Below are 20,161 nucleotides of genomic sequence, written 5' to 3' on the forward strand. Positions count from 1 at the left end.
GACGGGCGACAAGGCGCCGTCAGTCTGTGCTCGCCACTGCGCGAGCACCGTGAATGATCAACAGGAAATACGAATATCTGGAGGACGCGCGTGACGGCAATGCCAGAGCGCCCAGAAGGCCAGCTCGGAGGGCAACGCACTGAGGGTCGGGGCCATGGCAGGCGTGAACCTGCCGACCGGATCGACTGCAGCGGATGAAGGGTATTGCACTGCCAGGGGCCAACCGTCCATGAGCGCATCACAGGAAACACATCGGGCAAGCGTCCCACGGCATCCTGGCAGGTTAAACCTGGATTTGATGGAGCTTGGATCACAGCGAGCTAAACATAGGTCAACGAATCAGTCGTTGATCGAGACGTCGTGTTCCCTACATTATCTGTCCCGTTCCCGACCATGAAAGCGCCTGCCCGGCATTCTCTTGGCACGATCGTTCCGCTAGGATCGTCAGCCTGGTTTGCGCAAAGTCCGCGCAAGGAGCACAGCGAGAGACAGAACGGATGCTGAACAGTAACTCCCTCAGAAAGCTCGACATGCAAGACCTCATGGTGTTTAGCGCCGTGTACGAGCAAAGCAGTGTCACCGGCGTGTCCGAGGCATTGTGCGTCAGCCAGTCAACCGTCAGTTATTGCCTCAAGAAACTGCGAACCTGTTTCGAAGACGAGTTGTTCATCAACACCCGCACGGGCATGCGTCCCACCTACAAGGCCGAGGGCATGTACGATCACGTGCGCGCCATTTTGCAAAGCATCAACCTGTGCCATGCCGGTACGCCAACCTTCGATCCGACCCGACAAGCCATTACTTTCAACATCTGCGCACCGGAATATTTCGAACAACTGATCCTGCCGCCACTGCTGCAAAGCTTCGATTACGCCAACTTGCCGGTGGTGGTGAACGTGCACAAGCTCGAAGCCGACATTCCCGCCGAAGAACTGCGCGACGGCAGCCTGGACCTGGTGATCTGCTTCGGCCCGAATTTCCACAGCAACCATGCCGATTTCAAATCCCGGCAGTTACTGGAGGAAGACCTGGTTTGTGTCGTGGATAAACGGGCGACACCACTTGAGCCGCAACTGAGCCTTCAATCTTTCGTACAGCGCCGACACGTGTTTCCGACACCCTGGACGTCAGCGACCAACATGGTGGACGGCTGGCTGTCGCAACAGGCGCACCAACGCCAGATTGCCGCGCGCGCCAACAGCTACGGTGCCGCACTGAAGATGATCACCGGCACCGACTTCATCCTGACCCTGCCCCGCCGCATCCAGAAACTGCTGGCCAACGAGGCGATCTTCAATCACCACGAAGTGCCCAAGGGTCTGCCGGGGTTTACCTTGAACATGCAATGGAGCCTGGCCGTCGATCAGGACAGTGCCAACGCCTGGCTGCGCGAACAGATCATCAAGGCCTGCGCCCCACCCGACGCCTGATCGTCATTGACCGATCAAGGCCTTGGCATACGACTCCCGGTCGATGTCGAGGATCTCCACGCACAGCTGCACGCTGACCCCAGCCGGCCATGGCCCCAGGTCCTGGATCACCGCCAGCAGGCTAGCGGACAGTTGTTTCTTGATTTCCGGCGAGCGACCGCTCAGCAAGGCCAGCTTCACGTGTACGAAACCCCGCTCGCCCAGACTCGTACCCACCCGGAAAGTCTCGTGCTTCACGGCCCGGCTCTTGATATCCAACTCGGCGCCAAATTGACCGGAGGCCACCAGCGCATTGTTCAGGCGCATCAGTGCGGAATCGGCCTTCAGCTCAGGCAGGTTGGCGGTGTACTCCAGGTGCAGGTGAGGCATGTGTTCGACTCCGATTCGAAAATATGACGAGGTGATGTCAGCCATCACAACCTTACCTCGACTTTCTTGATTGAGGCAGGTTTTGTTTCGCCACGGGCCGGTGTCAGGCATGCGCCAAGACCCCTCGCTCGCCCATGAAGGCCTCCAACCGCGACCGCAACCAGCGCTCGGCCGGGTCACTGTCGACATGGCTCAACCAGACCATGGACAAATCCAGGGTCGGGGTCTTGAAGGGAAAGGGCTCGTTGAACAGTTGTCCCGAGGCGGCCATGGCGGCGGCGGTATAGTCCGGCAGGCTGGCGATCAAGTCCGTGCCGGCCAGCAACGCCGGCAATGCGCTGTATTGCGGCACCGACAGCACGACCTGGCGCGAGCGTCCGATCTCGGCCAGCCATTCGTCAGCAAAACCGGCGACGTTCGCGGTATGGGACACCAGCACATGAGGCCGCGCGCAGTATTCGTCCAGGCTCAGCGGTGTGTCCGACGCATCGGCACGCAGCACGCGGGGCTGGATGTGTCGTAACAGCTTGCGCTTGGCATTGGCCGGCAGCCCGCGAGTCTGGCTGATGCCCACGGTGATATCGCCCGAGGCCAGCAAGTCGGGGATGCGCCAGTAATCGACATGCTGGACCACAAACACGATTTGCGGCGCCTCTTGCCGCAAGCTGCTCAACAGTGGCGGCAGCAGGCCGAACTCGACGTCGTCCGACAGGCCGATGCGAAACGTCATGGTGCTGCTGGAGGGGTCGAAGTCGTGGGTCAGGCTCAAAGCCACCGACAGCGAATCGAGCGCTGGGGATAGATGCCGGATGATTTCCTCGGCCCTTGCCGTCGGCTCCATGCGGTGGCCGACGCGAATGAACAGCGGGTCGTTGAACATCTTGCGCAAGCGATTGAGGGCCGAGCTGATGGTCGGCTGGCCCAGGAACAGTTTTTCCGCCACCCGTGTCACGTTACGCTCAAGCATCAGCGTTTCGAAAACCACCATCAGGTTGATGTCGGCCTTGCGCAATTCGTTGCGGTTCATCCACTGCCCCCTGATTCCTTGACTGGATGCAGTGTAGAAATGCTGGGGGTCGTGCGTCTATGCGCAAAAGGCCCATGGCCTGCGCAATACCATCCAAAGAGTTGGAAGAGGCCCCCTGCTTTTGTGGCGAGGGAGCTTGCTCCCGCTCGGTTGCGCGGCAACCGCAAAGTCTTGGAGCCGCTTCGCCCGAAGCGTCGGACCGGCCCAGCGGGAGCAAGCTCCCTCGCCACGGTGAACAGCTACTTAACCGTTAGCGATTTCAGTCCCAGCCCCATGACTCGCTCGTCGCTCCCCAACCCCAGCGCCTTGGGACTGATGGCATCGGGTAAATGGAACTGCACGCGCAACCGCCCATCCGCGCCAATCGTTTCACGAATGGCCGGAGTCAGGAACAGTTCAAGGGTGTTGTCCTGCAAGCGCGTGAACTGCGTCGACAGCGCCTCGACACCGTTGATCGAGACCTCCACCCGCTGGCGCGTGTGCGAGGGTTGCACGAACGCCGCCGCTTCGATCGAAATGGCACGCGCCTCTGACGGTATGCGCAAAACAACCTCGGCCTCGGTTCCTTCCGACCAGGTGCCCCACTCCTCGACGCGCCCCCAGCCGTCGGCCAACATGGCGTTGATTCGGCTGAACACTTGGCGCTCACCGATCTTCACCTGCATGTCCAACGTCTCGTCGGCAAACGGCGGGCATTGGGCGCAAGTTTTCCAGCCCGGCGCCAGCACTACGAGGCCATCGATACGGGTCAACAGGTCGGTTTGGCGGTTGACGGTTTTCGTCGCCTGGAGCGCGGCGCGAGGGTCGAGGATGTACAGCGAATCCGCCGCGTACTGGCCGCTGGCGAGCATCTGCTCAGTGTGTCGCTGGGCCTGCTCGATCGCCCGGTCGCTCATGCGTCCCAGGTACACGCCATCGGTTTCCAGGCCATGCGTCAGGGCGTATTGACTGGTCAGCAGCCAGTTGTCCGGCTGGTTCTGCGGCAACAGCGTCCGGACTTTCGAATAATGGCGGGCCGCGCTGGCCCAGAACGGATCATTCATGGACGTGGGCCAACTCGAGGCGACCGGCGTCATCCGACTGTGACGCAGGCCGGCCCATCCCGCGCGGGTGTCCAGGACTTGTACCACCAGCGCGATAGCCAGCAGGCACGCCGCTGCGCGTGGCTTGTTGCCGCGGATCACCGCGAAGATGACGACAAATACGATGGCGTAGAACACCGGCCAGAACATCCGGCCAGCCGCGCGAAAGACGTTTGCCAGAAGCTCGAGGGGCTTGGGCAGCCAGTAATGCATATTCTGCATGCCGATGCCGAGGTGGTTGGTCAGCGAGAACAGCGTCAGTCCGATCAATGCCAACAGCAACAGTCGCCGGTGGCGCACGGCCTTCGCCAGACCGGTGTTGCCCTGCAGCAATGCCACGCCGGCGCAGATCGCCAGCAGGAGGACGCCCAATCCCAGGTAATTGAAACCTTCGTAGTCCCCGGGGCCCTGGGGCATGTCGCGCAAGGTGTAAGACCAGCCGCTGGGGTTGACCAGCGACATGACGTTGAGGCGATACAACCCATAGCCGCCCGCCACGGTCCCGCCGCCCACGCTGAAATAACCCGCCTGCCAGCAGCAGAATGCGACGAGCAGGAACAAGCCGCACAACTCGACCAAGGCATTGCGCCGGGATAACCGAGCCTTGACGGCCCTGCTGGCAAGATCGGCCAGCCAGATCAACGCCACCATGGCCAGCAGATACGCATGCACCAGCGCCGTAGCAGCCAACAACCCGCCCCAGGCCAGCCGACGCTTCTCCAGGCCGGGCCGCAGCGCCAGATACAGGGCCGCCAGGATCAGGAAGTGCCCGGACAGCGACAGGTGCCCACCCATGCGCAGGAACATCGGCGGCGAAAACACAAACAGGCCCGCCCCCAACAACCTGATCCACACCGACGGTGTCAGCAGGCCGACGAGTTTCCAGGCGAACCAGGCTTGCAGGATGAAACAGGCCAGCAACCAGAGACCGAAATACTGGAATGTCTCGGGAAGCCAGGCGTTGAAGGGTTTGAACAGAAACGCCAACAGCGGATTGGAATCGGAAAAAATGATGCCGTTGCCCAACTCCAAACCATAGGACGGGTTCATGCCCAACGGAAAGGTCCAGGGCGAACTGCGGAAGAACGCCCAGCCCATGTAGTGGGTCGCCGCATCGCCCTCCCCCAGCCAGGCGATGTTCGTCGGGTCCAGCACCCGGGGGCCGATCACCAGCAGGAACGCCAGAATACCCAGCAGTATGGGCAACAAGGGAGCCAAGTCATGCTTGCCGCGAACGGTCATCGATACGTCCAGAAATTATGCAGGATGAAGGTGAACACGGGGATGATCAGCGCGACGGCCGCGATGCCAGCCAGGTAACCCAGGCCGAGGCTCTGGGCCACCCAGGCCACCAGCATCGCCAGCCCGAACCCACCGGCCGAGACCACCAGGAACCGGCCAAGAGTCCGCCCATGCAAGCGGCTGGAAAAACTCCAGAGGGTGTTGATCAGGTACGACACCACGGTCGCCACCACAAAGGCGAAACCATTGGCCAGCGGCGGGTTTTCCAGGATCAGGTGCACGAACAGCACGGCAGCCACCACATGGACCGCAGTGACCACCAGGCCCGTCATGGCAAAGCGAAAGGCACGTCGCAGCAACGGCGAGTGCGTCCAGGTCACGGCTTCTGCGCCAGGCAGAACACCGTCAGGCCGGCAATACGATTGGCGCCCATGATCGGACGTTCCAGGCTGCACAGTGACCTCAACACGCCATTGACCAGCGGATGATGCCGCGCAAGCTGCGACTTGGGTGCCCCGTGGGATTTGCGTTGCAACAGGCGCAGGCCGGCGGCAATGGGGAATACCAGACCGAAGTAATAGGCGCCCTGCTGGACCTGCAAACCGGCCTGTGCCACGACGGTCTCCAACTGTTTGAGGGTGTAACGGCGCTTGTGCTCGAGAAAATCGTCATGGCCGCTCCAGAGGAACTGGAATGCCGGCACGGTGATCAGGAAGCGGCTGCCGGACGGCACTTTGTCGACATAAGACTTGAGCAGCCCCACGTCATCGTCCACGTGCTCCAGCACATCCATCAGCAGCACCAGGTCGGCGTCCAGCGAGTCCACCGCCCGACGATAACGCACCGGTTTCCCGGCGGTGCTGGCATCGGAGTCGGCCGGGTAACTGATGTCTACGCACCAGGCCTGGGCCGTTGCGGTATGGGTCAGCAGGTGATGGGAAAAAAAACCCGACCCGGCGCCCACGTCCAGTAGCGTATTGGCTGAAGTGCCCTTGAGCATGTGCAGCATGGCGCGCGCTTTCGACCGGTAGTACCAATGCTGCCCGATATCGGGGCCCAGGATGTCGGTTTCCTTGAGGTCCATGGTCAGTCCTTGGCGTCATAGATGCGCCGCACCAGGAAAACCGGTCGGCGCTTGGATTCGATATAGGTGCGGCCCAGGTATTCACCCAGTACGCCGATGCCGATCAGTTGCAACCCGCCCAGGAAGGTGACCGCCACCATCAGCGAGGCATAACCTGGCAGGTCAACTCCGGAAATCAGGGTTCGCAGCACGATGAAGATGGCGAACGCAAAGGACACCAGCGAGACGCAAAGTCCCAGGTAGGTCCAGATACGCAGCGGTTCGGTGCTGAAGCTGGTGATGCCTTCAAGGGCAAAATTCCACAGGCGCCAGCCATTGAACTTGCTTACGCCGGCCGCCCGTTCAGGCCTGACGTAGTCCACGTAGGTGGTCCGGAACCCGACCCAGGCGAACAGCCCTTTCATGAAGCGGCGCGATTCAGGCAGGGTTTGCAACGCATCGACCACGCAGCGATCCATCAAGCGAAAATCGCCGACATTTTCCGGCAACTTGTGGTCGGCGATTTTATTGTGCAGCCGGTAAAACCCGTTGGCGGAAACCTGCTTGGCCCAGGAGTCGGAGTCGCGGTTGATCCGGTGCCCCAGCACCACTTCGGCACCGTTGCGCCAATGGGCGATCATTTCCAGGATCACTTCGGGAGGGTCTTGCAGATCGACATCGATCGGCACCACCGCCTGGCCACGGGCGGCTTGCAGGCCGGCACTCAACGCCGCCTCCTTGCCAAAGTTGCGACTCAGGTCGACGATCCGGATGCGCGGGTCGGTCTTCTGCCGTTCCAGCAGCAGCACCAATGTGTCGTCCACACTGCCGTCGTTGACGAACACCAGCTCCAGGTCCAACAGCGACTCATGGGCAAAGACCCGGTCGATCCTGGCCATGAACACATCGATGGACTGGACTTCGTTGTAGACCGGAATGACAAGCGAAAGCGCTAGACGACCTTGCAGATCCACTCCTGGATATTCAGTCACTTGATGGCTCTTTTTCTTATAGTGTTTTCAGTCCCATCGGGCTTCCGGCCCTTGGCGTCGAAACGTATTAAGCAGGACCGGAGAAGGCAACGCAAGGATCAAACTGGAACTTCAGCAGACTGCATGTTCGCAACATGACTTTTTCCACGCGTAAAGTCGAATACTCGATCCGGGCTCATACCCAGCAATATTTGATAACCAATGGAAACGAATTCCCCGTAGCCAAAACCACCCACTTGGATAGGCTTGCAGCCACATGTCCAACGCATGTCTTGACTGAATGAATCGCAGGGAGCGAACCCATGTATTTTGAAATCTATCGACAGACCCGAGGCACCCCCAGCACCGGAAAAGGCCAATGGCGCTGGCGTTTGCGAGCCGGCAACCATGAAACGATCGCCAGTGGCGAATCCTATGTGAACAAGAGTGATTGCCTACACGTCATCGGGCTGATCAAGAATGTCCAGGGTGAAACGCCGGTAAAAGAGATCTGAACTGTGCTGTGTGGGATTGGCCGACAAGCTGCTCGACGAACGGGCAGCTTGCGGGCTCGACCTGAGCTCATCTTCACCGGCTTGTCTGATCATTGTGGCGAGGGGATTTATCCCCGCTGGGCTGCGCAGCAGCCCTAAAGCAGTGAACTCAATCCTCCTGGCACACCGAGTTGCCTGGTTTGGGGGCCGCTGCGCAGCCCAACGGGGATAAATCCCCTCGCCACAGGCTCAATCGCCTCAAGTGAACAGGCGGAGTTTTTTTGCTGTGACGAAAGTTTCCAGGCAGGTAGGGTATACGGACAAAAGCAGGAGGTCGGTGCAATGACTCGATCCATCCACAACCGCGACTGGCTGGTGCGAGCGCCTGAATCGAGGAAAATGGAACGCATCGAGGCTTATTTCAGTGGGCACGGCTACACCACTCATCGCCATGACACCTACGCCATTGGGATCACGCTTTCAGGCGTGCAGAGCTTCAACTATCGCCACAGCAAACGCCACAGCCAGCCCGGCGGCACCATCGTCCTGCACCCGGACGAGGTGCACGATGGCGAAGCCGGGACCCGCGAGGGCTTTCGCTACCGGATGTTCTACATCGAACCGTCGGTGATCCAGCACGTGCTGGGGGGCAAGCCATTGCCCTTTATCGAAGGTGGATTGTCCAACGACCCTCGCCTCAACATCGCGACCCGTCGACTGTTGAACAGCCTGGATCATCCCCTCGACCCGCTGGAAGAAGAAGACGCCATCTACGATGTGGCCCAGGCACTGGATATCGCGGCAGGCAACAGGCGGGGACGGCGGCTGATCGACTACCCGGCGGCAGAGCGTGCCCGCCTGTTCATCCACGACGCCCTCGACCAGGTGATCACCTTGGACGACCTGGTGCAGGCCAGCGGCCGGGATCGATGGAGCCTGTCCCGGGATTTCCGGGCGCTGTACGGCACCAGCCCCTATCGCTACATCACCCAGCGGCGCTTGAGCGAAGCCCGGCGCCAGGCCTTCCACGGCACGCCCTTGAGCGAAGTGGCCCTGGCCTGTGGTTTTTTCGATCAGAGCCACATGACCCGATTGCATACCCAGGCCTTCGGTATTTCACCGGCACGCTGGCTGAACATGCTGCGCTAAGACAGCGACTGCGCGCCGCGAAAAGCTGCACGATCATCCAATACGCGACGTTGGCTCGAGCAATAAAGTAGGACGCACCACCCACCAAGGAGCATCCTCGATGACCCGTTACGCCCCCATCAACTTCGCCCAGAAATACACCCTGTTCCAGGAACAGTGGATGCCAAAAGTCGTGGCCGAAATGAACGACTACCAATTCAAGATCGCCCGGCTCGAAGGCGACTTCGTCTGGCACGCCCACGCCGATACGGATGAAACCTTCATCGTGCTGGAGGGCGAGCTGCGCATCGACTTTCGCGACGGTGCGGTGACGATTGGCCCGGGCGAGATGTATGTGGTCAAGAAAGGTGTGGAGCATAAGCCCTGCGCCGCCCAGGAAGTGAAACTGCTGTTGATCGAGCCTCGCGGCGTCATCAATACCGGCGACGAAACCAATGAACGAACGGCGGTCAACGATGTGTGGATCTGATTGAGTCAGGCTCAATCGTATTCAGCTTCCTGGTGCTCGCCCAATAACCGCCGCTGGCGAGGTGTCGCGGCGGCCAGGACCTCAGGATTGAACTGCCAGTGCAGATAGGGTGAGAACTTCTGCGCGACCATCCGCCGACCGTAGTGCACCTGGAGCAGGTACCGCGTGCGGTCGACGGTGCGGTTGTCACTGCCGGCATGCCATAGTTCGCTGCGCAGAATCAGCACATCGCCCGCCCTGCACAGTACTGGCTGCGCGGGGCGCCCTTGCCATTGCGTTTCGCCCGCTAGCGGTGCTCGACCGGCCTTGTGGCTGCCAGGAATCACCTGGGTCGGGCTCAAGTCGGCGTCGATGTCATCCAGGTAAAACTGCGCGGTGAACACCTGCATCGGCAGGTCAAAGGTCGGGTCAGCCAACAGGTTGGGCGGCAACGCCATCGCCAGGTGATCCAGGTGCAACGGTGCCCCGGCAAAACCGGGATGGCAGCGCCAGGCCGTCTGGCCGATGACATGGCAATCATCGCCCAGGGCCGCCTCGGCCAGTTCTATCACCCCGGCCACATCCAGGAACGACAGCCAGAACGGATCACGATTGAACACACATTTGTAATGATCGATGACGCCGCTGTAGTCCCAATGCTCAGGCTTCAACTGGTCGATGGCGTGGCGCAGGTCGGCAACCTGTGTGGCACTCAGTACCGCGGGCAGCAGGACGAAACCGTCCTGATGCAATGCTTGGAGACTGTCGTTGGTGTCCACCGCGCACCTGCCTCAGGTGCGGAAGCGGCCGATCAACCCTGCCAGGTTTTGTGACAGGTTGGAAAGCTGTTGGCTGGCCTGCATGCTCTGGGCGGAATTCGCTGCCGCTTCGTTGGACAAGTCGCGGATGTCGGAAATGTTGCGGGCAATCTCCTCGGTGACGCTGCTCTGCTCCTCACAAGCGTTGGCGATTTGCGCGGCCATGTCATTGATCCGCTGGATCGAGCCGCTGGTGCCACTGAGCACCTGATCGACGCCCGCGGCGCGCTCGACACTGTCACGGGCCTTGCTGCTACCGACCTGCATGGCTTGCACGGCCTTGGCGACACCGCTTTGCAAGCGCTCGATGCGAACCTGGATGTCCTTGGTCGAATCCTGGGTGCGTGCCGCCAGGGCCCTGACTTCATCGGCCACGACAGCAAAACCACGGCCTTGCTCGCCCGCTCGTGCCGCCTCGATGGCAGCGTTCAGTGCCAGCAGGTTGGTCTGTTCGGCAATGCCGCGGATCACCTCGAGCACGGCACCGATGCTGGAAGTTTCCTGGGCCAAAGCCTCGATGGTGCCCGAGGCGCTCTCCACTTCCTGGGCCAACTGACGGATCGACTCGATGGTGCTGCTGACCACCTCGGTGCCATCGCGAGACTGACTGCTGGCTTGCTGCGCGGCGTCCGACGCGTTCACGGCATTGTGTGCCACCTCATGCACAGCGGCACTCATCTGGGTCGCGGCGGTACTGACCTGGTCGAGCGCCGCGTGTTCGCTGCTGATCAGTTGATCATTGGTCGCCGCCATATTCGCCATGGCGCGGGCCGCGGCATCGACCTCCCCGGTCACCCGGCCCACTTCGGCAATCAGCGGCTGCAGCTTATCGAGGAAGCGGTTGAACGCACTGCCAAGCTGACCCAACTCATCAGCCGAACGCACTTCGAGACGCCCCTTCAGATCGCCACCGCCCTCGGCGATCTGTTCGACACGGTGCAGCAGGCGACGCATTGGACGCAGCACGACCATCGGCAAGGCAACGATCAGCAGGATGCAACCCAGCAGCCCCACCAACAAGATACCGCCCTGCTGCACCCCAACCGCCTGGCCACGGTCAATCGCTGCTTGCCCCTCGCGCAGCGACGCTTCGTCTTCCAGCTCACCCAGCTTATCGATGGCATCACGCATGGTGTCGAACTTACTTTCGCCGTCACCAAAACTCAGCGCACTGGCCGCCTGCGGATTGCTCGCGGCCTGCTCGACGACCTGCCGAGAAACCTGCGACCACTGTGCAAAACGATCATTGAACTGACTGACCAGCGCCAACGCCTCGGCGCTGGGTTGCATCGCGGCATATTTCTGCACACGATCATAAGCTTGCTTCAGATTATCTCGATGACTGGCACGCAGTGCCTCGGAATGATTACCCGCATTGCCCCCAAGCAGACTGCGCTCGGCAACAAAGGCCTGGTAGAGATCGCGATCGGCGTTGAGCAACAGGCTGATGGCCGGCAGATAGCGCTTGGTCAGTTGCGTGCTGGACTCCGTCACCTGGCCGATGCCCCGCATACCCGACCACCCCATCAGCACCAACAGCAGCGCCAGGAACGCAATGGGCAGGGTGATTTTCCAGCGGAAGCCTAGATCGGCGAAAAACCGCAACATGGGGTGACACTCCTTTCATGGGGGTTAGCTTGCCTATCGGCAGCCATGCCTTGAGCTATAGACCATTTGTCCAATTGTTACAAAGCTTTGGGTGTTGGGAAGGCTGTGGTTATGCAGGTTACGGAGTGGGTTGGGCGGACTAAAAAACCGGGGGGACGTAATTGCAGCGGGGAATTTTCTGACATTTCTCACCCGCATAATTTAGGGAATTTTCTGACTCATCATCTGATTGATGATTTCTACAGAAGGGCTCTAAAGTCCTAGCGTCGTTCGTAAGAGCGGCTTGGGTTTGGCGACTCGATGACAAATGGTAAGAAGGTCCTCAATCATGGAAGTTAAAAAATGAATAGATACATGGCTCTTACCAGCAATGCCGATGATCAACCCCTCTTCGTCGATACCTCTGCGCCTTTGCACATCTTGCTTGACACGGCAGGCTATAGAATTCGCGCGGTCACCCAGCTTTTAGAGAACCTCGTCATGCGAGGGTACATTCCAAGTGACTCAGTCGTCCTCCAAGACTTTGCACAACTGTGCTGCATCTCCTTGAGGGACGGTTGCGACGTGCTTGATGTCATAGCCCGACGCTTGGACGCAGAGCCGGCCTAGATCAAAAGGCATCTACGTGGAGATGCCGATCAGTTAAATCTGTAATCACCGGCAACCTTCCTATTACAAAGTAGACCTGCCGAAAAGCTCCGAACTTATCGCAGGGCGATCCCTTTCAAGCGTCGTCGTACTGAGCCAGCCAAGTAGGTCACGGGGAAGTTCTTGCCTCGTTGGCATTCGGGCAGGCCCATGTTCAACCAGTTCTCGACAAACTCCATGTCGTAACGTGGCTCATCCGTAAACGAGGCAAAACCGCGGCGCACATCATAGGTCAGGCGATCCGCGCCCCCGAAGTTCACGCTCGCAATACTGTCGCGCAATCCATATCGCCGCGCTCCCGTACGCGACAAAACGCCAGAAACGAAAAAGCCCAGCGGATACGCCGGGCTTTTATGGAAAACGGATGGCTTTATTCTTCCTCCGTTCCTGTCGTAGAACTTCCATATTCCAAGACTCCGCAAGCCGCGACGAGGTCGGTGTAGGAATTAGGCATTTTCCCGTTTAGGAGCATTGCGGTAAAAACTGCATACACATCATTTTTATCGCCATCCTTCCTCAACGTTTTCTCATCATTGAGCCACGCGTAGATGATGGTCTTCGGCGCCTCGGATCTGAACTGAAAAAACAGGCGATATCGTGGAGGTATCCCTTGCTTCTTCACTCGAAACCAATGTTTGAAGTCACGCCCTAGCGTGTTCCCCTGGCGATAGCAGGTATGGGCCGGATCAGACGGAACATTTATCAGGATATTCACGCTCACTGCATCGAAAAGCTTGTAGACCGGATGATGGTGAAAGCCTTCCGGGTCATTAGCCATCGCCCTCTCAACAGCGACGGTGATTTCTTCGAGGCGCGCAATGAATAACGGGTGAGCATAAAGTGCCCACCCGTTTTCGATATGAATCGTGCTTTCAGTCACGCTTAGCCTTCTTGAAGCTCGCGGCGACGATTGTCGTCTGCCTGATTGCGAATTGCTTGAATTCGCTGCAGCAGGCCGCGAGGAATAGGCTGGATACCTTCAGGATTTTCCTTGATATCCCTGTCAAGCAGATCAAGGAACTCGATACCTGTTTGAATCTCCGCCTTTCTGTCGGTAAACGAGACGACATTGCCTTTAGACATGACTTCTCTCCATCGCAAATTTTCCTGCACTTTCAGCAGGACATGGCCTGAACGCTTCATGGCGAGCATGACCTTATGGGGTGTATCCGTGCCCTCTGTAGGATCACTGTAGATCACTATGGTTCACGAGGAGTGCATTTAACACCATCAAAGCCGAATAAAGGAAGCGTGATGATGTAACAGATAGCGAAGCCTGTGCGAATGACCAGACAAGACGAAAATGTCATATCAGACGCCGACTTGTGTGCCTCTGTGCGGCAATACAAGTCGGGTACGATCATGCCGTGGCCCACTGAATACAATTATTTCGGATGGACGGCCATTCAGGTGGTGCAACAGAAAGGCCAAGCAGTGACGGGGCGGAACCGAGGACGATTCCAGCATGGTGGGGGAAATGACATCCGCCCCCATTCCCCCATAATTCCCCCAAATACAAAAAAACCCCGAGGCGGTTAAGCGCTCGGGGCCTTTAAATATGGCGGAGAGATAGGGATTTGAACCCTAGGTACTGTCGCCAGTACAACGGATTTCGAATCCGTCCCGTTCGGCCACTCCGGCATCTCTCCAGTGGCGCGCATCATACCAGCACATTCGCCGGAAGCGAACCCCCGAGCGAAATTTTTTCCGTGCTATCAGATGCTTGCGTCGATTACAGCGGTACACCCAGGCGATGGGCGACTTCTTCGTAGGCTTCGATGACATCACCGAGGCCTTGGCGGAAGCGGTCCTTGTCCATCTTCTTCTTGGTGTCCTTGTCCCAGAGGCGGCAGCCGTCCGGGCTGAATTCGTCGCCCAGGACGATGGAGCCGTCGCTGAACACGCCGAATTCAAGCTTGAAGTCCACCAGCAGCAGGCCGGCGTCGTCGAACAGCTTGGTCAGCACTTCGTTGACCTTGAGGGACAGCTCCTTCATGCGGGCCAGTTGCTCGGCGGTGCCCCAACCGAATGCCACGACGTGGGATTCGTTGATGAACGGATCGCCCTTGGCGTCGTCCTTCAGGAACAGCTCGAAGGTGTAAGGGTTGAGCTTCATGCCCTCTTCCACGCCCAGGCGCTTGACCAGGCTGCCGGCGGCGTAGTTACGCACGACGCATTCGACCGGGATCATGTCCAGTTTCTTGACCAGGCATTCGTTGTCGCCCAGCAGCTTGTCGAACTGGGTCGGCACACCGGCGGCTTCGAGCTTCTGCATGATGAAGGCATTGAACTTGTTGTTCACCATGCCTTTACGATCCAGCTGTTCGATGCGCTTGCCGTCGAACGCCGAGGTGTCGTTGCGAAACAGCAGGATCAAGCGGTCAGCATCGTCGGTCTTGTAAACCGACTTGGCTTTGCCGCGGTAGAGTTCTTCACGTTTTTCCATGATGGGCTCCGCTTGCTAAGTAGTGGGCTAGGCGATATGTCGCCAGTCGAGCCCTGAATCTTGATCGGCCAATTGTAGCCAGTCCGGGTCGCACCCGAGGGTGTCGACAAAACATTGCCGGGCCAGCTGCGGCAGGTTGTTCTTGCTGCTCAGATGGGCCAGGACCAGGTGTTGCAGGCCTTGCCAGCCCAACTCGGCCACCAGGAACGCTGCCTGGTGGTTGTTCAAATGTCCGTGCTCCCCGCCTACCCGCTGCTTGAGAAAGTACGGGTAATAACCACGGGCCAGCATGTCGCGGCAGTGGTTGGACTCGATCATCAATGCATCGAGGTCCCGGTAACTGTCCATGACCCTGTCGCAGTACGAACCCAGGTCGGTCAACAACCCGAAACGTCGCTCACCGTCGCTGAACACATACTGCGTCGGTTCCCGGGCATCGTGTGCCACGCTGACCACGCTGATATCCAGACTACCGATGCGCAGTTGCTCGCCACCGGCCACGAAACCGGCCGGCTCGATGGGTTTGCGCAGGCCTTCCAGTGTTCCACGGCTCAGGTACACCGGCAGATTGTAGCGCCGAGACAGCAAACCCACGCCATGCACATGGTCGGCATGTTCGTGGGTCACGAGTATCGCGCTCAGTTGCGCCGGGTGCACACCTAGGCGCAACAGGCGCTTCTCGGTTTCCCGCAGGGAGAAACCACAATCGACCAGCACATACGTACCAGCGCTGGCTACCAGCGTGCCGTTCCCTTGGCTACCGCTGCCGAGAACGGCGAAACGCATCGGATCAGCCCAGGTTGTCCTGAATCACACTCAACACCTTGCGGGCCACATCGGCCGGCGCCACGGTGTTGATGTTCTTCTCGACGGTGACCTGGACGTTGTCGCCGACCTTGCTCAGGCGAACCTGATAACGCTCGGCGCGGGCTTCGATTTCTTCCTTGTCCGGCTTGCTACCGAACAGGCTACCGAAGAAGCCAGGCTTCTCGTCTTTCTTCTCGGCTTTCTCGGCCAGGTTGATGTAGTACAGGCCCAGGCTGCGGTTGATGTCTTCAACCCGCCACTCACCCTGCTCCAGCGCACGGCCAACGCTCGACCAGGCACGGTCCAGGTCGGAGCCGACGTTGAGCACCGGGTTGCCGCTGCCGTCTTCGCTCAGGCTGACGCGGCTCGGCGCATCGAACTCCTTGGACGCCAGCATCGAGACCGAACCGCCCTGCTCTGCGGTACGACTCATGCTGGCAAGCATGTCGTCCACCAGCGCAGCGTCGAGGCCGGTGTTGACCGAACGGTTGGTGAAGGCCACGTCGGCGGTACTGCCGGCAGGTCGCTCGGCGCTGACCACATAGACTTCACTGGTGTTGCGCTGCACGCCCGGCTCGATACGCACTCGCACGCGGGTTTCGCTGTCGGCCGCGACACCGGCGGCGCTCAGGCGCTTGGCCATAGCGGCGGACAGTTCATCGGAACGCTGCCAGGTGGTGGTGAATTCGCCAGTTTGCGGGCGCTGTTCGTCCAGGCGGAAACCGTTGTCCTGGAAGAACTGGATCGCCACGGGCCAGACTTCGGCCGGTGGATGCTGGCCCATGACCCAGCTGGAATCGCCGCTCTTCTGCAGGGTGTAGTCGCTGGCGTCGGCCACGGCCGACAGCGGCTGTGGACGTGGGACGATGTACTCGCCCTTGACGCTGTCGTCGGCGACGTTGCGTGGAATCGGCAGCAGCGGATCCAGGCGCTTGGCGACGTTGACGTCTTGCGGCAGTTGCATCGGTGCAGTCTGTTGCGCTTGCAGGTAATCGCTACCCCGGTCGCGGAAATAACCTTCCGGCCCCCAGATCCATCCGCAGCCGCTGGTGCTGGAGATAATCAAGGCAAGTGCGGAAAGTCCGGCCATTCGCTTCATGCGTTGTACTTCCTCAATTAAACCAGGACGCCGGACTGGCGCATGGCCTGCCGCAGCGGTTCTTGACAAGGGGTGCTCAGCCAGGTCAGTGGCAGGCGGATACCTTCGTGCATCAGGCCCATTTCAACCAAGGCCCACTTCACCGGAATCGGGTTGGCCTCGATGAACAGGTCCTTGTGCAACGGCATCAGTTTTTCGTTGATTGCCCGTGCAGTCTCGGCGTCGCCCTTGAGCGCGGCCTCGCACAGGTCGGCCATTTCGCGCGGGGCAACGTTGGCCGTGACGGAGATGTTGCCCTTGCCGCCCAGCAGGATCAGCTCGACCGCGGTCGGATCATCGCCGGACAGCACGATGAAGTCCTTGCTCACGCCATCGAGAATGGCCTTGGCGCGCTTCATGTCGCCGGTGGCTTCCTTGATGCCGATGATGTTCGGCACGGTGGACAGGCGGATCACGGTCTCGGCCTGCATGTCGCAGGAGGTGCGGCCGGGAACGTTATAGAGGATCTGCGGGATGTCGACGGCTTCGGCAATGTGCTTGAAGTGCTGGTACAAGCCTTCCTGGGTCGGCTTGTTGTAGTACGGAACGACCAGCAGGCAGGCGTCGGCACCGGCTTCCTTGGCGTTGCGGGTCAGCTCGACGGCCTCGCGGGTCGAGTTGGCGCCGGTGCCGGCGATGACGGGGATGCGACCGTTGACCTGCTTGACCACGGCACGGATGACTTCGATGTGCTCATTGACGTCGAGGGTTGCCGACTCGCCGGTAGTACCGACGGCGACAATGGCATGGGTGCCGTTCTCAAGGTGGAAGTCCACGAGTTTGCTGAGGCTGGCCCAGTCAAGATGCCCTTGTGCATCCATGGGTGTGACCAGTGCCACCATACTGCCCGCAATCATGAAACCGCTCCTGCCGGAAAAAGAGAGCGGTAATGGTACTGGCGCCAAGATGCTTGTACAAGCGAACTACCATTCCCCTTGGCGATGGTTTTCGCTACCCTTCAGGCTTTGATCGGTACTGATAAGCTCATTCACCGGTTCCCAGCCTCCGTTTTCGTCGCCACAAGCCCCGATCCTGCGTTTGTCCTGATGCATTCCCGCCGTCCTCGGAGTGCAGCGCAACCCCAGGCACAGGGCTTGAGTCGTTCGTTTATCCGGGCCTGATGCCGTGTCGAGCTGCAGAAGTACCGACCGCTCATCGCTTTAGGAATGCTGCATGTCCACCCCCACAGTCCGCGAACAATTCCTTGTTATCAGTGCCCTTGGCGCCAACCCCATGGAGCTGACTAACGTCCTGTGCCGCGCCAGCCATGAAAATCGCTGCGCCGTCGTAACCTCACGCCTGACCCGTCATGGCGAATGCAGTGCGCTCGTGCTCGAGATTTCCGGCAGCTGGGACGCCCTGGCTCGCCTGGAAGGCAGCCTGCCGGTGCTGGCCAAGAAGCATGCCTTCACCGTCAACGTGGTGCGTAGCGCCGCGCTGGAGAACCGTCCCCAGGCCCTGCCCTACGTGGCCTATGTGAGCTCGGCCTACCGTCCGGACATCATCAACGAGCTGTGCCAGTTCTTCATGGACCATCACGTCGAGCTGGAAAACCTGACCTGCGATACCTATCAGGCACCACAGACCGGCGGCACCATGCTCAATGCCACGTTCACCGTGACCCTGCCGGCCGGCACCCAGATCAGTTGGCTGCGCGATCAGTTCCTGGACTTCGCCGATGCGATGAACCTGGATGCCCTGATCGAACCGTGGCGCCCACAAAACCCAATGTAAGGAAGCGTTCATGGCCGTTGCCGTCGACCAGCCGGTTACCGATTTCCAGGCGCCCGCCACCAGCGGGCAGACCGTCAGCCTCGCCGCCCTCAAGGGCAAGCAGGTAGTGATCTACTTCTACCCCAAGGACAGCACCCCCGGCTGCACCACCGAGGGCCAGGGTTTTCGCGACCAGTACGCGCAGTTCCAGGCCGCCAACACCGAAGTGTTCGGCGTCTCCCGGGACAGCCTCAAGTCCCACGAGAACTTCAAGTGCAAACAGGAGTTCCCGTTCGAACTGATCAGCGACAAGGACGAAGCCGTCTGCCAGCTGTTCGACGTGATCAAGCTGAAAAAGCTTTATGGCAAGGAATACCTGGGCGTTGACCGCAGCACCTTCCTGATCGACAAGAACGGCGTGCTGCGCCAGGAATGGCGTGGCGTGAAAGTGCCGGGGCATGTGGATGCGGTGTTGGCGGCGGCCCAGTCCCTCAACAAAGGCTGAAATTTTTGCTGCCTGTACTGGCGCTATCGCGAGCAGGCTCGCTCCCACAGGGAATTGATTAACACCCTCAGTCCAATGTGGGAGCGAGCCTGCTCGCGATGAGGCCATCAGAATCAGCTATAGAAGCGGCGCCACAACCGGCTCCTTGCTCGGCCACGCATCCAGCACAGCCTTGAATAGCGTCGCCAGGGGAATCGCAAAGAACACCCCCCAGAACCCCCACAGCCCGCCAAACAGCAGCACCGCACAGATGATCGCCACCGGATGCAGGTTCACCGCCTCGGAGAACAGCAGCGGGACGAGCACGTTGCCATCCAGTGTCTGGATGATCCCGTAGACCGCCATCAGGTAGATGAACTGATCGCTCCAGCCCCACTGGAACAGCGCAATCAAGGCCACCGGCACGGTCACCACCACGGTGCCGACATAAGGCACCACCACCGAAATGCCCACCAGCAGCGCCAGCAGGGCAGCGTAATTGAGCCCCAGGGCGACGAAGCCGATATAAGTCACGCCGCCACAGATGAAAATCTCGATGACTTTGCCGCGGATGTAGTTGGCGATCTGCCGATTCATCTCCTGGGCCACTCGGGTAATCAGCGCCCGCTCGCGCGGCAGGTAGCCACGGACCCAACGCCCGATCATTTCCCGGTCCTTGAGGAAGAAAAACACCAGGATCGGTACCAGCACCAGGTAGATCATGATGTTGACCAGAAGCGGAAGGCTGGACAGCGAAAACGTCAGTGCCCATTGGCCGAACTTGCCAATCTCACCGCGCACCACTTCGATGGTCTGCAGCACCTGTTCATCGGACACCAGGTGCGGATAGCGCTCAGGCAACAGCAACAGCAGGGACTGCCATTTGGCGAGCATTCCTGGCAACTCGTTGAATAAAGTCACCAGTTGATGCCAGAGCAGCGGCACGATCACCACGACAAACACCACCAGCACACCCATGAACAGGGCGAACACCAGTCCAACCGCTGCCGTGCCGGGTAGCCGTAGACGCTCCAGCGTCGTGACCAACCCTTGCATCAGGTACGCCAGCACCATCCCCGCCAACACCGGCGCCAACATGCCACCCAGGGTGAGCACGGCGGTAAAGGCCAGGAACAGCAGCACCGCCAGGACCACAGCCTCTTCATCGGAGAAGTAGCGCTGAATCCAGTCGCGTAACACTTTGAACATTAAAAATCCTTAAGA

At 59.7% G+C, this 20,161-nt stretch carries 23 protein-coding genes, 1 tRNA gene and 2 pseudogenes; 7 read left to right on the plus strand and 19 right to left on the minus strand.

Going from position 1 to position 20,161, the window contains the following annotated elements:
* Positions 1-497: 497 nt before the first annotated feature.
* On the plus strand, positions 498-1,430 hold the full coding sequence (locus DTP52_RS25700; protein ID WP_109755867.1) for a LysR family transcriptional regulator: 933 nt from the start codon (positions 498-500) through the stop codon (positions 1,428-1,430).
* Positions 1,431-1,433: 3 nt separating this feature from the next.
* Here the strand turns inward: DTP52_RS25700 and DTP52_RS25705 are convergent, their stop codons facing one another.
* The 6 genes from DTP52_RS25705 to DTP52_RS25730 form a co-directional block, all read right to left on the minus strand.
* On the minus strand, positions 1,434-1,799 hold the full coding sequence (locus tag DTP52_RS25705; protein ID WP_109755950.1) for a 5-carboxymethyl-2-hydroxymuconate Delta-isomerase: 366 nt from the start codon (positions 1,797-1,799) through the stop codon (positions 1,434-1,436).
* 103 nt (positions 1,800-1,902) lie between these two features.
* The gene (locus DTP52_RS25710) at positions 1,903-2,826 is read right to left on the minus strand and encodes a LysR family transcriptional regulator (RefSeq protein WP_109755868.1); all 924 of its coding nucleotides are present in this window, start codon (positions 2,824-2,826) and stop codon (positions 1,903-1,905) included.
* 239 nt (positions 2,827-3,065) lie between these two features.
* A complete protein-coding gene (locus DTP52_RS25715; protein WP_109755869.1) occupies positions 3,066-5,150 on the minus strand; it encodes a DUF6311 domain-containing protein in 2,085 nt (694 codons plus the stop codon).
* Positions 5,147-5,482 carry a GtrA family protein gene (locus DTP52_RS25720; protein WP_109755951.1) on the minus strand — a complete coding sequence of 112 codons (336 nt, stop codon included), beginning with the start codon at positions 5,480-5,482 and terminating at the stop codon, positions 5,147-5,149. The genes DTP52_RS25715 and DTP52_RS25720 overlap by 4 nt, the downstream gene beginning before the upstream one ends.
* 44 nt (positions 5,483-5,526) lie before the next feature.
* Positions 5,527-6,234, minus strand: coding sequence for a bifunctional 2-polyprenyl-6-hydroxyphenol methylase/3-demethylubiquinol 3-O-methyltransferase UbiG (locus tag DTP52_RS25725; protein ID WP_109755870.1), 708 nt, complete (start codon positions 6,232-6,234; stop codon positions 5,527-5,529).
* 2 nt (positions 6,235-6,236) lie between these two features.
* Complete coding sequence (locus DTP52_RS25730; protein WP_109755871.1) at positions 6,237-7,205, minus strand: glycosyltransferase family 2 protein; 969 nt, start codon at positions 7,203-7,205, stop codon at positions 6,237-6,239.
* A gap of 302 nt (positions 7,206-7,507) precedes the next feature.
* On the opposite strand from DTP52_RS25730, the gene DTP52_RS25735 reads away from it, so the two are divergent.
* From DTP52_RS25735 to DTP52_RS25745, 3 genes are all read left to right on the plus strand, one after another.
* Positions 7,508-7,699: a DUF1508 domain-containing protein gene (locus DTP52_RS25735; protein ID WP_014337049.1), complete on the plus strand. Its 192-nt coding sequence runs from the start codon at positions 7,508-7,510 to the stop codon at positions 7,697-7,699.
* A 321-nt stretch (positions 7,700-8,020) separates the two neighbouring features.
* Positions 8,021-8,827 carry an AraC family transcriptional regulator gene (locus DTP52_RS25740; RefSeq protein ID WP_109755872.1) on the plus strand — a complete coding sequence of 269 codons (807 nt, stop codon included), beginning with the start codon at positions 8,021-8,023 and terminating at the stop codon, positions 8,825-8,827.
* Between the two features lie 100 nt (positions 8,828-8,927).
* Positions 8,928-9,296 carry a cupin domain-containing protein gene (locus DTP52_RS25745; RefSeq protein WP_109755873.1) on the plus strand — a complete coding sequence of 123 codons (369 nt, stop codon included), beginning with the start codon at positions 8,928-8,930 and terminating at the stop codon, positions 9,294-9,296.
* Positions 9,297-9,307: 11 nt separating this feature from the next.
* Here DTP52_RS25745 and DTP52_RS25750 read toward each other — a convergent pair whose 3' ends face one another.
* The 3 genes and pseudogenes from DTP52_RS25750 to DTP52_RS31765 form a co-directional block, all read right to left on the minus strand.
* Positions 9,308-10,054 carry a phytanoyl-CoA dioxygenase family protein gene (locus tag DTP52_RS25750; protein ID WP_109755874.1) on the minus strand — a complete coding sequence of 249 codons (747 nt, stop codon included), beginning with the start codon at positions 10,052-10,054 and terminating at the stop codon, positions 9,308-9,310.
* A 12-nt stretch (positions 10,055-10,066) separates the two neighbouring features.
* On the minus strand, positions 10,067-10,855 hold the full coding sequence (locus tag DTP52_RS31760; RefSeq protein WP_371925648.1) for a methyl-accepting chemotaxis protein: 789 nt from the start codon (positions 10,853-10,855) through the stop codon (positions 10,067-10,069).
* Positions 10,856-10,924: 69 nt separating this feature from the next.
* A pseudogene (locus DTP52_RS31765) lies at positions 10,925-11,701 on the minus strand (MCP four helix bundle domain-containing protein); the annotation flags it as partial.
* 342 nt (positions 11,702-12,043) lie between these two features.
* Here DTP52_RS31765 and DTP52_RS31445 point away from each other — a divergent pair.
* Positions 12,044-12,310, plus strand: a complete 267-nt coding sequence (locus tag DTP52_RS31445) for a short-chain dehydrogenase (protein WP_109755876.1) — start codon at positions 12,044-12,046, stop codon at positions 12,308-12,310.
* A 95-nt stretch (positions 12,311-12,405) separates the two neighbouring features.
* On the opposite strand, the gene DTP52_RS25765 is transcribed toward DTP52_RS31445, so the two are convergent.
* The 9 genes and pseudogenes from DTP52_RS25765 to dapA all read right to left on the minus strand — a co-directional run bounded on the left by DTP52_RS25765 (position 12,406) and on the right by dapA (position 17,597).
* Positions 12,406-12,609 (minus strand): hypothetical protein, encoded by a 204-nt coding sequence (locus tag DTP52_RS25765; protein WP_109755877.1) that lies wholly within the window; start codon positions 12,607-12,609, stop codon positions 12,406-12,408.
* A gap of 110 nt (positions 12,610-12,719) precedes the next feature.
* Positions 12,720-13,229: a type II toxin-antitoxin system YhaV family toxin gene (locus tag DTP52_RS25770; protein WP_109755878.1), complete on the minus strand. Its 510-nt coding sequence runs from the start codon at positions 13,227-13,229 to the stop codon at positions 12,720-12,722.
* Between the two features lie 2 nt (positions 13,230-13,231).
* Positions 13,232-13,492, minus strand: a complete 261-nt coding sequence (locus DTP52_RS25775; RefSeq protein ID WP_146206883.1) for a hypothetical protein — start codon at positions 13,490-13,492, stop codon at positions 13,232-13,234.
* A gap of 168 nt (positions 13,493-13,660) precedes the next feature.
* Positions 13,661-13,823, minus strand: a pseudogene (locus DTP52_RS31450) (phage tail protein); the annotation flags it as partial.
* Positions 13,824-13,908: 85 nt separating this feature from the next.
* Positions 13,909-13,998, minus strand: a tRNA-Ser gene (locus DTP52_RS25785).
* A gap of 83 nt (positions 13,999-14,081) precedes the next feature.
* Positions 14,082-14,795 carry a phosphoribosylaminoimidazolesuccinocarboxamide synthase gene (gene purC / locus DTP52_RS25790; protein WP_109755880.1) on the minus strand — a complete coding sequence of 238 codons (714 nt, stop codon included), beginning with the start codon at positions 14,793-14,795 and terminating at the stop codon, positions 14,082-14,084.
* A 27-nt stretch (positions 14,796-14,822) separates the two neighbouring features.
* On the minus strand, positions 14,823-15,581 hold the full coding sequence (locus DTP52_RS25795; protein ID WP_109755881.1) for an MBL fold metallo-hydrolase: 759 nt from the start codon (positions 15,579-15,581) through the stop codon (positions 14,823-14,825).
* A 4-nt stretch (positions 15,582-15,585) separates the two neighbouring features.
* Entirely contained in the window at positions 15,586-16,701 is a 1,116-nt protein-coding gene (gene bamC / locus DTP52_RS25800; protein ID WP_109755882.1) for an outer membrane protein assembly factor BamC, read from the minus strand.
* Positions 16,702-16,718: 17 nt separating this feature from the next.
* On the minus strand, positions 16,719-17,597 hold the full coding sequence (gene dapA, locus DTP52_RS25805; RefSeq protein WP_014337035.1) for a 4-hydroxy-tetrahydrodipicolinate synthase: 879 nt from the start codon (positions 17,595-17,597) through the stop codon (positions 16,719-16,721).
* A 316-nt stretch (positions 17,598-17,913) separates the two neighbouring features.
* On the opposite strand from dapA, the gene DTP52_RS25810 reads away from it, so the two are divergent.
* Positions 17,914-18,474 (plus strand): glycine cleavage system protein R, encoded by a 561-nt coding sequence (locus DTP52_RS25810; protein ID WP_003184325.1) that lies wholly within the window; start codon positions 17,914-17,916, stop codon positions 18,472-18,474.
* 10 nt (positions 18,475-18,484) lie between these two features.
* Positions 18,485-18,958: a peroxiredoxin gene (locus DTP52_RS25815; RefSeq protein WP_109755883.1), complete on the plus strand. Its 474-nt coding sequence runs from the start codon at positions 18,485-18,487 to the stop codon at positions 18,956-18,958.
* A gap of 117 nt (positions 18,959-19,075) precedes the next feature.
* On the opposite strand, the gene DTP52_RS25820 is transcribed toward DTP52_RS25815, so the two are convergent.
* Entirely contained in the window at positions 19,076-20,146 is a 1,071-nt protein-coding gene (locus tag DTP52_RS25820; protein WP_109755884.1) for an AI-2E family transporter, read from the minus strand.
* Between the last annotated feature and the right edge of the window lie 15 nt (positions 20,147-20,161).

The organism is Pseudomonas sp. 43mfcvi1.1, from assembly GCF_900115935.1.
GTDB lineage: Bacteria > Pseudomonadota > Gammaproteobacteria > Pseudomonadales > Pseudomonadaceae > Aquipseudomonas > Aquipseudomonas bijieensis.

Excerpts from the sequence above, each read along its gene's own strand:
- DTP52_RS25700 (WP_109755867.1), top strand. The coding sequence starts at position 498 with ATGCTGAACAGTAACTCCCTCAGAAAGCTCGACATGCAAGACCTCATG.
- DTP52_RS25705 (WP_109755950.1), bottom strand. The coding sequence starts at position 1,799 with ATGCCTCACCTGCACCTGGAGTACACCGCCAACCTGCCTGAGCTGAAG.
- DTP52_RS25710 (WP_109755868.1), bottom strand. The coding sequence starts at position 2,826 with ATGAACCGCAACGAATTGCGCAAGGCCGACATCAACCTGATGGTGGTT.
- DTP52_RS25715 (WP_109755869.1), bottom strand. The coding sequence starts at position 5,150 with ATGACCGTTCGCGGCAAGCATGACTTGGCTCCCTTGTTGCCCATACTG.
- DTP52_RS25720 (WP_109755951.1), bottom strand. The coding sequence starts at position 5,482 with ATGACGGGCCTGGTGGTCACTGCGGTCCATGTGGTGGCTGCCGTGCTG.
- DTP52_RS25725 (WP_109755870.1), bottom strand. The coding sequence starts at position 6,234 with ATGGACCTCAAGGAAACCGACATCCTGGGCCCCGATATCGGGCAGCAT.
- DTP52_RS25735 (WP_014337049.1), top strand. The coding sequence starts at position 7,508 with ATGTATTTTGAAATCTATCGACAGACCCGAGGCACCCCCAGCACCGGA.
- DTP52_RS25740 (WP_109755872.1), top strand. The coding sequence starts at position 8,021 with ATGACTCGATCCATCCACAACCGCGACTGGCTGGTGCGAGCGCCTGAA.
- DTP52_RS25745 (WP_109755873.1), top strand. The coding sequence starts at position 8,928 with ATGACCCGTTACGCCCCCATCAACTTCGCCCAGAAATACACCCTGTTC.
- DTP52_RS31760 (WP_371925648.1), bottom strand. The coding sequence starts at position 10,855 with ATGGCGAATATGGCGGCGACCAATGATCAACTGATCAGCAGCGAACAC.
- DTP52_RS31445 (WP_109755876.1), top strand. The coding sequence starts at position 12,044 with ATGAATAGATACATGGCTCTTACCAGCAATGCCGATGATCAACCCCTC.
- DTP52_RS25775 (WP_146206883.1), bottom strand. The coding sequence starts at position 13,492 with ATGAAGCGTTCAGGCCATGTCCTGCTGAAAGTGCAGGAAAATTTGCGA.
- purC (WP_109755880.1), bottom strand. The coding sequence starts at position 14,795 with ATGGAAAAACGTGAAGAACTCTACCGCGGCAAAGCCAAGTCGGTTTAC.
- DTP52_RS25795 (WP_109755881.1), bottom strand. The coding sequence starts at position 15,581 with ATGCGTTTCGCCGTTCTCGGCAGCGGTAGCCAAGGGAACGGCACGCTG.
- bamC (WP_109755882.1), bottom strand. The coding sequence starts at position 16,701 with ATGAAGCGAATGGCCGGACTTTCCGCACTTGCCTTGATTATCTCCAGC.
- dapA (WP_014337035.1), bottom strand. The coding sequence starts at position 17,597 with ATGATTGCGGGCAGTATGGTGGCACTGGTCACACCCATGGATGCACAA.
- DTP52_RS25810 (WP_003184325.1), top strand. The coding sequence starts at position 17,914 with ATGTCCACCCCCACAGTCCGCGAACAATTCCTTGTTATCAGTGCCCTT.
- DTP52_RS25815 (WP_109755883.1), top strand. The coding sequence starts at position 18,485 with ATGGCCGTTGCCGTCGACCAGCCGGTTACCGATTTCCAGGCGCCCGCC.
- DTP52_RS25820 (WP_109755884.1), bottom strand. The coding sequence starts at position 20,146 with ATGTTCAAAGTGTTACGCGACTGGATTCAGCGCTACTTCTCCGATGAA.